Here is an 11,763-nt window from a genome sequence, read left to right as displayed (position 1 = left end):
GGAGTTTTGATATGTATATTGTCATGAACCGATTTAAAGTAAAACGAGGTAGTGAAGAGGCTTTTATTGAAATATGGCGTAATCGAGATACCCATTTAAAAGAAATGAAAGGCTTTAATCGTTTTTATTTTTTGAAGGGGAAAACCGAGGAAAATTATACGTTATTTTCATCATTTGCTGAGTGGGAATCAAAAGCCGATTTCGACGCTTGGGTAAACTCAGAACAATTCAAACATACTCATCGTAATACCGGAAATAGACCAAATAATAACGATATTTACTATGAGCCAGCACAGTTAGAATGCTTTGAAAGTGTATTATAAATAATTATCAAATAATAAACCGCTTATTATAAATTGGTAAAATCTACCTAAATCATCATTAATAAAAGTTTTATGATCAAGAATAAAAATAAGCGGTATATTTTTTATGCGTAAATTAGGATTATACATAGCATGCATTATAAAAATGGCTATAATAATATTGAGTAAATTATCTTAAACGGTGTGGATTAAGCCGACATTAATTTGCAATATAGCCAATTCAATATAAGTGAGTCCACAGATTGATAACTTACATTCCTTGTTTTTTTCAGAGCTTGTTCTTTTTATCGAAATATCGGTATAAATTTGTTAGTGAGATTTAAACTTGAGGTATAAATAAGTGTTTAAAAATCGCAGATAGCTTATTTTAATTCTATTTTTTGATGTATTCATTTGTTAAGCTATCCATAAATTCAACTATTTATAGGAATATACAATGAAATCAAAATTTCTATTATGTGTTTTGGTATTAATTATTGTTGGAGCATTTTTTTGTTTTAGTCGATACAATGATATCCAAACCCGTGACGAAGGTGTAGCAGCTGCATGGTCAGAAGTTGTCAATCAATATAAGCGTCGGGCTGATTTAACTCCAAGTTTAGTTAATACGGTTAAAGGTTATACTACACACGAAAAAGAAGTATTAACTCAAGTGACCGAAGCAAGAAGTAAAGTTGGCTCAATTCAAATTAATGCTGATCAGCTAACTGATCCGGCTTTATTTGCTAAATTCCAACAAGCGCAATCAGAATTAAGTACTGCCTTAAGTCACTTAATTGCTGTCAGTGAAAACTATCCAGATCTTAAAGCCAGTTCACTTTTTCAGGATCTTATGAGCCAGTTAGAAGGCACTGAAAATCGCATCGCAGTTGCCCGAGGACGATATATACAAGCAGTTCAATCGTTTAATATTTATATCCGAAAAATACCAAATAAGTGGATTGCTGGCTTTATAGGTGTAGAACCTAAACAGCAATTTACGGTTGATAATGAAAAAGAAATTTCAAATGCGCCCGCAGTTAACTTTCAATAAATATAATTGTCAAAAAATATTGAGCGTTAAGTTTTCTGTTAATCAACAGTTGGTATCGAACAACTGAAATTCTCTTCCTTTAAGATCGAGTTATGACCATACCTTAACTCGATCACATAGAAATATTGTACAATAAAGCTCTATTGAGTTACCCCAATATAAGACAAATAGTGCCAAATTTCTATGGCAGCAAAACACGATAAAAAAAGCAACTGTTAATAGCAAAATTGTTATCTGGCTATATAATAGTCATTTCTACCTATTGATGTCTTATACTACTTAAACCTAAAATAGAGTCAATTAGCTTTTGATATGCGTTTTTTAAAAGTAATAATATTATTCTATTGCAGGTCATTTTGGTCAAAATATAATGAAAAAATATGTTTTCTTTAGTATGTTGTTAATGCTTAGTTGGTTTAGTTATGGTTTGACTGAAATTCCTGCTTTTAATAACCATATTATCGATACAACCAATACTTTAAGTGCATCGCAAGTCAAGTCTTTAGAATCATGCCTAATTCAATTTGAACACTCGAAAACTGATGGGGCGCAAATAGCGGTTTTGATGATCGCAAAACTCGACAACGAAACCATAGAGCAGTACGCGCAGAGAGTTTTTAACCAATGGAAAATTGGAAGAAAAGGGCTGGATAATGGTATTTTATTGTTAGTAGTAAAAGACGACCGACAGATGCGTATTGAAGTGGGGTATGGGCTTGAAGGCATTGTAACTGATTTAGTTGCTAGCCACATCATTCGGGAACAGTTAGCCCCACAATTTAAGCAAAATAATTATTATCAAGGTATTAATGATGCAATTTCGGTATTAAAAGATGTCACAATAGGTAATGAAATTCATCCAGATAAACAAACCCAGAATAATCATAGAATTGGGTTAAGTGAAATGTTAGATATGTTGTTTAACTGGATTATTCAACAAAGCTGGAAAGTGTTTTCCTTTTTTGTTTGTTTAGCCTTCACGGTTAAATTCGAAAAAAATGTATTTAAACGCATTATCATCACATCACTATCAAATAGTTTATTTATCCTAATTGTAACTTGGTGTGTTCATGGTTTTGGTTACTTATATCTAATCGATGTCGTTTTTATTTTTGGTATAAATTATGTAGTTGCTAACTTGTTATTCATCGCTATCAGTTTTAAAAACGGCACTAGAAGAAGTCGTAGCGGGAGTGGCAGTAGTAGCCGATCTTCATATAGCCATTCGAGTAGTAGTTCCCGATCCGGCGGAGGCGGCGGCCGCAGTGGTGGTGGCGGTGCATCTGGTCGTTGGTAATGAGATGAACAAAGATAATACTCATTAAGTTTTAATAGTAAGATTATGATTCGGCTATATACTAGTTCTAGTTAACCAATGATATCTTGTCTAAACGCTTTATTAAATGGATCGCAATTAAATGTTTGTTGTAAAAAGTAAAATTTTATTTAGCGTTGTTAATCATAAGGCAAAAAATACAATGAAAAGATATTTTCTAAGTAGTTTATTGTTAATATTCAGTTGGTTTTGTTATGGGCTAACTGACATCCCGGAATTTGCACATCGTGTTATCGACACGACTCATACTTTAACCGATTCTCAAAAAGAGTCATTAGAATCAAGCCTAATTGGCTTTGAAAAGCCTCGAACAGATGGTGCCCAGATAGCAGTTTTAATGATTCCCAAACTGGATGATGAAACGGTAGAACAATACGCAGATAGAGTCTTTATTCAATGGAAAATCGGTCGAAAAGGACAAGACAATGGTATTTTATTGCTTATTGTAAAAGACGATAAACTCATGCGAATTGAGGTTGGCTATGGGCTTGAAGGAACTATTACCGACTTAGTGGCCAGTAAAATCATTCGTGAGCAATTAGCACCACAATTTCGACAAAATAACTATTATCAGGGTATTGATAATGCCTTATCTGTGCTGAAACAAAAAATCGATAATCCTGCCCCGAATTGTGAAGATAATGAACAAGGCCTTAGGATTGAACAGTTATTTACAGAAAACTTCGCTTATTATGCGCTGGTGTCATTCGTTATTTGTTTTATACTTGCCAAATTATTGTATCGTAAAGATAAAACCAAACAATGTTTTCGTACTGGTTTATTTAACGCATTATCTGTTGCTGGATACACTCTTTGGCATGTGGAATATATACTTGAGATAGCATTTTTTCTGTTTGTTATAATGTTTGTCGTATTTTTTTTCAGCCTTCTGGTTAGCAACTTTTTAACTCCTGGAGCTGGCGGAGGAGGAAATAGTCACGGAGGAAGTGACGATTTTGGTGATTCTAGCGGTGGTTTTAGCGATAGCGGCGACTTTAGCGGCGGCGGTGGAGGTTCTAGCGGTGGAGGTGGTGCCTCCGGTAGCTGGTAATTTTTAATAAAACGATCTTGGTTATATATCTTCTCCACAAAATTCAGCTTTAACATAAAAACCCAGGTCACCATAAAAAAAGTTGAGGAACGGGGTTTTTTAATATTAATTTAGGGTGTTAATGACGTTTTTAATCGTTTTTAATGATTAAGTTTAAAATCAATTTACTCAATTACTTGTCCAACACGACAATCCTTGTTAGTTACAGAGCTCACTCATCATGACAATAAATTTCCTTTTGCAATAGGAAAAAGTCTCTCTCCACATTGATTGTTATTTCATTTAGGCTAAGTCATCTTATAAATAAACAAGAGAATAATAATGACTATGCCACAATTCCGAATGGTCGAAGATGATTTAGATCCCGAAGTTGTTACTGAGCAAACGATAAAAATCATTAATCATTGGTTAGCTGAGCATCAAATCACTCAAAATGATGTGCAAAAAGCGATGCTGTTATCACATGTTAAAGCGATGGTAGAAAGAGCAAAAACTTTAGAAAAACTCCCCGAAGTCGATCCCACTATATTTGATGAATTATCAGAGCAAGCTTTAGCTCTTTCGCGTAAAACAGTAGAACTATTCAATAATCTTCCAATGGAAGAGGTTTATTTATTGGCTGTTCATTATGAGGTGGCCATGGCCAACTAAACAAGTTACTAGATATAAAAAACGATAATTAATAGGAGAACAATTATGGCTGAAGTAGTCATCGTAATCGGCGATAGAATGGGAAAAGGACAAAAAATTGCAGAAGGAATCAATTCTATTGATGGATGTCGCGCAATTGTTATACCAGGTATGGCCGCCGATATGAAATTAGGTGATGTGATGAATCAAGAAAATGCGGATTTAGGGCTTTCGTTTTGTGGAAGTGGTGGCGCGGGTGCGATAACAGCCCAAAATAAGTATGGTTATTCACAACGACATGGTATGCGTTCGATTGAAGAAGGTGAAACTGCGATTAATGATGGTTGTAAAGTGCTTGGTTTTGGTTTTATGGATACGGTAGAGCTTGGTCAGCGTATCGCCCAAGCATTTTTAAAAAAATACCCTCGTTCTTAAATAGGTTTGAAATATGAAAAAAACTGAGCAGATACAAGTAAGAGTAACCGGGCAAGGGGATTCAAAGCAGCGTGCATTTGCCATAGCCTTAAGTCAAGTGCAGAAACAGGTGCTTAAAAATACGAATAATGTAATGTTACGAATTGAACCCCTAGATATTAGTGTTGTTTCTGCTACAGAAAAGATAACTACAGAACGTTTTTTATTTATCTTTTTACCTAGAAAAAAAGCATTTTATGACATCACTCTTGATGTATCAGTAAATGTTACGTTTATCGATCTAAGCGATATTAAATTTATCTCTAAATAACGTAAAAGGAAAGTCATGGAAATTCTAATTATAGCGTTAAAGTCTATTGTAATTGGTGGACTGTGTGGATTTGGAGTAGGAGCGGGTGCGGCTCGAATGTTTCATGCTCCAACCTATCAAGGTATGGGGGCATTTCGTACCCTAGGTGAGCTCAATTCATGTGAGGGTGATCCAGCTGCTCACTTTTCATTTGGTTTAGGATTCTTTTTTAATGCATGGGCTTCATCAGTTGCTGCGGGTTCATTCACGCAAGATGTTGATCATCGTATTATCCCAAACTGGGGCGCTGCATTATTGATGATAAAGAACCGAAATTTAGCTCAAACGCTACATGATCCTAAGAAAATGGCGTTTGCTTGCGCATTTATCGGTGTGATTGTTGTGTTATTTTTAAATACAACGACATCAGTTATTCCTGATTCATTAAAAATTACTGCAACAAAAGTCCTAGTTCCAGCTGCGAATTTGCTTGTGGCTACAGTGATGCCAGTTATTTTCTGGTTAGCTGCCTTAGATGCTGGTCGAAGAAGTGGTTTTTGGGGGACATTGTTTGGTGGCCTTGCCCAATTAATTATGGGTAATGCAGTGCCAGGATTAGTTCTGGGAATCTTGATTGGCAAAGGTGTAGATGACAGTGGTTGGAATCGAGTAATGAAAATCATGCTTGTTGCAGTAATCATCTTATTTGTCATGAGCGGATATTTCCGTGGTTTTGATATGAAGATGATAAATTCATTTCGAGATGGTTTGTCTTATTGGTTTAAATAATATAGGGAACAACACATTATGAATACTCAAACAACCATTAATAAAAGTTTTTGGTATGCAGATTGGTCTTTCCCTATTCTTTGTGGATTACTCTCTGCTGGTATTTTTGCTGGGACGCATACTTTCTATGTATATGGTATTGGCGCTTTTAATGAAATTGCCTTTGTTGCAATGCTTAAATCAGGAATGACAACGGGCGACTATGGCGCTGTAGCAGCTTTTGGGGCGAGCTTTTTATTTGCACGTGTTATTGAAGGATCGCTAGTTGGTATCCTTGATATCGGCGGTGCACTACAAACCGGTATTGGTTTAGGGGTACCTGCGCTGTTATTGGCTGGTGGCTATACATTGCCAATTGAGAATTTTTTTGTGGCATTAGTAACAGGTTTAATTCTCGGTTTAGCAATAGGCTTAATTATCATCCTGATACGTAAATTTACCGTTAACAGTGGCGGTGGCTCAACCTTTGGGGCTGATGTCATGATGGGCGCGGGGAATGCTTCAGGTAGATTTCTTGGTCCAATGATTATTTTATCAGCTATGGTTGCTTCTATTCCAATCGGTATAGGTTCACTGCTTGGTGCACTACTATTTTATGTGTGGAAAAAGCCTATTACGGGTGGTGCAATCTTGGGTGCCATGATCTTTGGTGGTATCTTCCCAATTATATAACGTCATGTTCCCCTCTATTTATAACATGGTGGAGGGGTTGGATTAAATTATGTATGACTTAATTATAAAAAATGCCAAACTTATTAATGATTCAGTAACTGATATCGCTATTAACCATGGCAAAATTGTTGAAATTGGCAAGGATATAACAGCCCCATCTGAACGGGTGTTGGATCTAAAAAGTCAACACTATATCAGTGCTGGTTGGATCGATTCTCACACTCACTGCTTTGCGCGCTCACCTATATATCATGATGAACCCGATCTAATTGGTGTTAAGGCTGGGGTGACGACAGTTGTTGACGCCGGCAGTGTTGGTGCCCTAGATATTGATGAGTTTTATGATTTAGCTATGCAAGCTAAAACTCATGTTTATTCTTTTTTAAATATCTCAAAAATTGGCTTAATAAGGCAAAATGAGCTTGCTGATATGCAAGATGTTGATGTTGCGTTATTTGACAAATCACTCGCTAAATATCCTCATTTTATTATTGGAATAAAAGTTAGGATGAGCCGTAGCGTTGTTGGTGACAATGGTATTTTACCATTAATCAAAGCGAAAGAGATGCAGAAAAAGACTGGTTTACCACTGATGATTCATGTTGGTAATAATCCTCCTGAACTTGATGAAATTGCAGATTTATTAACTAAAGGCGACATTATTACTCACTGTTTTAATGGTAAACCAAATCAAATATTCGATAAACAAAATAATCTGCGAGATTCAATTAAACGCGCTATTGAGCGTGGCGTCATTTTAGATATTGGTCATGGCGGTGAAAGTTTTAGTTTTGCTGTTGCCGAGCGCGCTAAATGTTTAGATGTTTATCCTAACACTATCAGTTCTGATATTTATTCTAAAAATCGCTTACAAGGCCCAGTATTTAGCTTGGCTAATGTCATGAGTAAATTTATTTGTTTAGGATATAGCAAAACTAGAATTATAGATAGTGTGACGAAAAATGCAGCACAAATATTACATTTAAAAAACAAAGGAGAAATAGCAATTGGCTATGATGCTGATTTGACTATTTTTGATGTAAGAAAGCAGACTGTTTTGTTTACTGATTCAGAAGGTGATGTGCGTGAATGTCATGAGCAGTTTGTTCCTTTGGCTTCTATCGTTAATAATATTATTGAAATAATACAAGAAGGTAGTAAAAATGAGCTCAGAATCTCAAACTGAAAAAGAAATATACAGTAAATACCATTTGAAAAAAGTGATTAATGCTTCCGGGCGAATGACTATTTTAGGTGTATCAACCCCTAGAGCAGAAGTGGTAGATACCGTATCTCATGGTTTGAATGAATATTTTGAAATAAAAGATCTTGTTGATAAAACAGGTCAATACATTGCTAAATTACTTAATGTAGAAAATGCTGTAGTTGTGTCCTGTGCTTCTGCTGGAATTGCGCAAGCTGTCGCGGGTTTAATTGTTAAAGATGATCGTGATCTGCTATTTAATCTCCATAGTTCAGATAAATATGTACCTCGTGAAATTATAGTTCCCAAAGGACATAACGTTAATTTTGGTGCTCCTATCGGTACGATGGTGTCTTTGGGTGGTGGGATTGTCGTTGAGGCGGGGTATGCGAATGAGTGTAAACCAGAGCATATTGAATCACTAATTAATCCTGATACTGCAGCTATTTTATATGTTAAATCACATCATTGCGTGCAAAAAAGTATGTTATCCGTAGCTCAAACCGCCACGATTGCCAAAAAATATAATATTCCATTAATTGTTGATGCTGCTGCAGAAGAGGATTTGCAAGCCTATTATCAACAAGGTGCGGATGTAGTTATCTATAGTGGTGCAAAAGCAATTGAAGGGCCGACTAGTGGATTAGTCATTGGTCGTCATCAAGCAATTGAGTGGCTTAAACTTCAGTCTCAAGGTATTGGAAGACCAATGAAAGTGGGGAAAGAAGGTATTTTAGGTTTAACAAAGGCTATTGAATTATATATTAATGATCCAAAACAAGAAACTGGACAAGAAATGGTTTCTAAAATGACACCATTTATTGAAAAATTAAATTCAATTGATGGCATATCAGCAAAAGTTGTTTGGGATGGTGCAGGGCGCGATATTGCTCGAGCCGAAATATCATTTGATTCAAAAGTTATTGGTAAAACCGCAATTGAAATGATTGAGCTGATGAAGCAAGGTGAAGTTGCAGTCTATTTTAGGGAATATAAGGCCAATGAAGGCAAAGTAGATGCAGATGTTCGCAGTGTCACTGCCGAACAGCTTGATATTATCTATAACAAAATTAAAAAAATTATCCAAGGAGTAAAATAATGCAATTAACACCAAATTATTTTAATGACCGTGTTTGTTTGAATGTACTAGCCAATTCAATTGATAATGCGCGTGCTATTTATGAAGCTGCTCAAACTTATGTTGTTGTTGGCGTCTTATCAAAAAACTATCCAGATAATGAGCAAGCAATCATTGATATGAAAAAATATGCTTTAGCCATTGATAATGCAATTTCAGTTGGCCTTGGCGCGGGTGATCCAAATCAATCTAACATGGTGTCTGAAATATCAGCCGTTCTTCAGCCTCAACATGTCAATCAAGTTTTTACTGGAGTAGGAACAAGTCGCGCTTTATTAGGGCAAAAAGAAACCGTAATCAATGGACTTGTATCACCAACAGGTAAAGTGGGCTTAGTTAATATCGCAACCGGATCATTAAGTTCAAAATCACCCGCTGCAATCGTACCTGTTGAAACCGCTATTGCGTTATTAAAAGATATGGGAGGGAGCTCTATAAAATATTTTCCTATGGGTGGTTTAAAACATGTAGATGAATATGAATATGTAGCTAAATGCTGTGCTGAATTTGATTTTTATTTAGAACCTACAGGGGGAATAGATTTAGACAATTATGAAGCCATTTTGAAAATTGCTTTAGATGCAGGTGTAAAAAAAGTGATTCCACATATTTATACGTCAATTATTGATAAAGAAACTGGTGCGACAAGAACTGAAGATGTTAAACAACTTTTAGCTATTACGCAAAAATTAGCAGGATGAGTAATGGCATCTAAATTGCTATTCCCTTATCAACGATTAGCTTATATTTTTGATACGATAAAAAATGAATTGCTACCTCAAAAAGAGCTAGCAAATCGTTTTTCAGTATCGATAAGAACTATTCGTTCGGATATTTCTGCTTTAAATGATGTGTTACAAACTTATGGTGCGCAGGTTGATTATATTAAAAATATTGGTTATCGCCTTGTAATAGTTGATTCTAACCTTTATGCAACAATACCCATCGTTCAGCAAATGGAACGGGTTCCTCGCACTAATAAAGAACGCGTTTCCGCCTTACTTATTGCATTTTTAACACAATCTAAATCTGTAAAATTGGATGATATTGCTGGTGAATGGTTTTTAAGCCGTAATACATTGCAAAATGATGTTATTGAAGTTAAGCAGTATTTAGATAAATACCATTTATCACTCGATAATCGTCCTTATTCTGGTATGCGATTAGTCGGAGAGGAATCAGCTATCCGAGCTTGTTTAACTGATATTCTATGGCAACACCATATAACGGGCGATACTATCAATGTTAATCGTTTAATACAGGCAATATTGCCTGATATTGATTTAGAGTATCTTGAAAGCCTATTACAAGACCAGTTTGAACGTTTTGAATTGAAATTAACTTCGGAAGGGCAAGGGTATTTGCTCTATTGTTGTGCAGTCTCGATAACTAGAATTACGCAAGGTCATGAATTATTGGACTATCAAGTGGATCATATTGATTCTACAGTAATTGGAGCTGCACGAGAGGTCTCTGAAGGCTTTTCTTATTTTTTAGGCAGTGCACTTTCAGATGCTGAATTTAATTATTTATGTGTGCAGATTATGTCGCGCACTATTATGCAATCACCTAATCAAGCTAAAAGTCTAGAGTTATTTGAACATATCTTGTCTTATATCAATGATTCTTATCACTATAATTTGAAAGATGACATGAAACTTCGCCAAGATATGTTAATCCATATTTCATCGATGCTATCTCGGATCAAGTATAAAATTCATACTTCCAATCCATTACTACATGAAATTAAGCAATATTACCCTTTTGCCTATGATATTACTTTATCAGCATTAGCGAATATTCATAAATTTACTGATGTTAAAATGACTGAAGATGAAATTAGTTATTTAGCAATTCATATAGGCGTCGCATTAGAGCGTAACTATAGTGCTGGATATGAAAGATTAGTGCAAATTTTACTCGTTAGTGAATTAGGTAATGCCACCTTGCGTATGATTGAATCAAAGATTAAACGAGATTTCCCTCATATTTTAATTAAACGAACGCTTTCTTATCGAGAATACGAGCAGTTAACTCATATTGAGGAAGATTTTGTTGTCTCTACCGTTCGCTTGACCGAAAAAGATAAGCAAATAGTAAAAATAGCGCCATTTCCAACACCTTATCAACTTGAACAATTAGGGCGATTATCTATGGTAGATCGCACAATGCCATATATTATTGAGCGCTTTTTTAATGAAAAGTTTTTCCTAATTATTGATAAGCCAATGACACAAAATGAACTGTTTCAGATAATTTGTCAGCGCCTTGAGAAATCAGGATATGTTGGATCAGATTTTCATTCATCGGTGGTGGAGCGAGAGAATATTGTATCAACCTTAATTGGTGAAAATATTGCTATTCCCCATTCAGTAGGGTTGTTGGCTAAAAAGACAGTGGTAACAACTATTTTGGCTCCTCAAGGTATTGAATGGAATAAAAATGAGATTGCGCATGTCATTTTCTTATTAGCAATCAGTAAAGATGAATATGAAGATGCGATGCGAATCTATAATTTAGTGGTTAATTTTGTTAAAGAAAGATCAACTAAGCGGTTACTAAATAGTCGAAATTTCGATGATTTTCAAGCCATAGTAAAAGACAGTTTTGGGCGGCTATCATAATTAATTTGCTTTAAATTTGAAATTGGGAAAGCGATTTCTATTAAGTGAATAGAATTTCAATGATCAAATAAATAACGATTTTGGATATTAAAAAACCCCGCTCCTCAACTTTTTTTTCTTATACTAATGTCAGGAAATAAAAATGATAAATATTAAAGGAATAATTAATAATGAAAACAAATTATCTTGTGCTTACCCATTGACGAAACAGTGATTTAAAGGTAATATGCGCGCCTTAT

The 11,763-nt window shown here is 35.2% G+C and carries 13 protein-coding genes; all 13 read left to right on the top strand.

Annotated features, from left to right (window positions below; translation table 11 throughout):
• Nucleotides 1-11 precede the first annotated feature (11 nt).
• On the top strand, nucleotides 12-323 hold the full coding sequence (locus J3U09_RS09470) for an antibiotic biosynthesis monooxygenase family protein (protein WP_065735208.1): 312 nt from the start codon (nucleotides 12-14) through the stop codon (nucleotides 321-323).
• A gap of 436 nt (nucleotides 324-759) precedes the next feature.
• Nucleotides 760-1,356: a LemA family protein gene (locus tag J3U09_RS09465; protein ID WP_065561819.1), complete on the top strand. Its 597-nt coding sequence runs from the start codon at nucleotides 760-762 to the stop codon at nucleotides 1,354-1,356.
• Between the two features lie 370 nt (nucleotides 1,357-1,726).
• Nucleotides 1,727-2,653 carry a TPM domain-containing protein gene (locus J3U09_RS09460; protein WP_267358020.1) on the top strand — a complete coding sequence of 309 codons (927 nt, stop codon included), beginning with the start codon at nucleotides 1,727-1,729 and terminating at the stop codon, nucleotides 2,651-2,653.
• 181 nt (nucleotides 2,654-2,834) lie between these two features.
• Entirely contained in the window at nucleotides 2,835-3,743 is a 909-nt protein-coding gene (locus tag J3U09_RS09455) for a TPM domain-containing protein (protein ID WP_267358018.1), read from the top strand.
• Nucleotides 3,744-4,064: 321 nt separating this feature from the next.
• Nucleotides 4,065-4,394, top strand: coding sequence for a PRD domain-containing protein (locus tag J3U09_RS09450; RefSeq protein ID WP_065561825.1), 330 nt, complete (start codon nucleotides 4,065-4,067; stop codon nucleotides 4,392-4,394).
• 45 nt (nucleotides 4,395-4,439) lie between these two features.
• The gene (locus tag J3U09_RS09445) at nucleotides 4,440-4,808 is read left to right on the top strand and encodes an SFCGS family glycine-rich protein (protein ID WP_065561826.1); all 369 of its coding nucleotides are present in this window, start codon (nucleotides 4,440-4,442) and stop codon (nucleotides 4,806-4,808) included.
• Between the two features lie 13 nt (nucleotides 4,809-4,821).
• On the top strand, nucleotides 4,822-5,118 hold the full coding sequence (locus J3U09_RS09440; protein ID WP_065561827.1) for a DUF4312 family protein: 297 nt from the start codon (nucleotides 4,822-4,824) through the stop codon (nucleotides 5,116-5,118).
• A gap of 15 nt (nucleotides 5,119-5,133) precedes the next feature.
• Complete coding sequence (locus J3U09_RS09435; RefSeq protein WP_065735203.1) at nucleotides 5,134-5,886, top strand: DUF4311 domain-containing protein; 753 nt, start codon at nucleotides 5,134-5,136, stop codon at nucleotides 5,884-5,886.
• 18 nt (nucleotides 5,887-5,904) lie between these two features.
• Nucleotides 5,905-6,558: a DUF4310 family protein gene (locus tag J3U09_RS09430; protein ID WP_065561829.1), complete on the top strand. Its 654-nt coding sequence runs from the start codon at nucleotides 5,905-5,907 to the stop codon at nucleotides 6,556-6,558.
• A gap of 49 nt (nucleotides 6,559-6,607) precedes the next feature.
• Nucleotides 6,608-7,744: an amidohydrolase/deacetylase family metallohydrolase gene (locus J3U09_RS09425; protein WP_267358017.1), complete on the top strand. Its 1,137-nt coding sequence runs from the start codon at nucleotides 6,608-6,610 to the stop codon at nucleotides 7,742-7,744.
• Nucleotides 7,722-8,861, top strand: coding sequence for a DgaE family pyridoxal phosphate-dependent ammonia lyase (locus J3U09_RS09420; RefSeq protein WP_267358015.1), 1,140 nt, complete (start codon nucleotides 7,722-7,724; stop codon nucleotides 8,859-8,861). The genes J3U09_RS09425 and J3U09_RS09420 overlap by 23 nt, the downstream gene beginning before the upstream one ends.
• Nucleotides 8,861-9,601: a 2-dehydro-3-deoxy-phosphogluconate aldolase gene (gene dagF, locus J3U09_RS09415; RefSeq protein WP_267358013.1), complete on the top strand. Its 741-nt coding sequence runs from the start codon at nucleotides 8,861-8,863 to the stop codon at nucleotides 9,599-9,601. Before J3U09_RS09420 ends, dagF begins: the two co-directional genes overlap by 1 nt.
• Before the next feature lie 3 nt (nucleotides 9,602-9,604).
• A complete protein-coding gene (locus J3U09_RS09410; protein WP_267358011.1) occupies nucleotides 9,605-11,524 on the top strand; it encodes a BglG family transcription antiterminator in 1,920 nt (639 codons plus the stop codon).
• The last annotated feature ends 239 nt before the right edge of the window (nucleotides 11,525-11,763 follow it).

It is taken from the genome of Gilliamella sp. B2889, assembly GCF_026536885.1.
GTDB classification, from domain to species: Bacteria; Pseudomonadota; Gammaproteobacteria; order Enterobacterales; family Orbaceae; genus Gilliamella; species Gilliamella apicola_E.
Note: the sequence above shows the minus strand (reverse complement) of the source record. Positions and strands in the feature narration are given on the sequence as shown.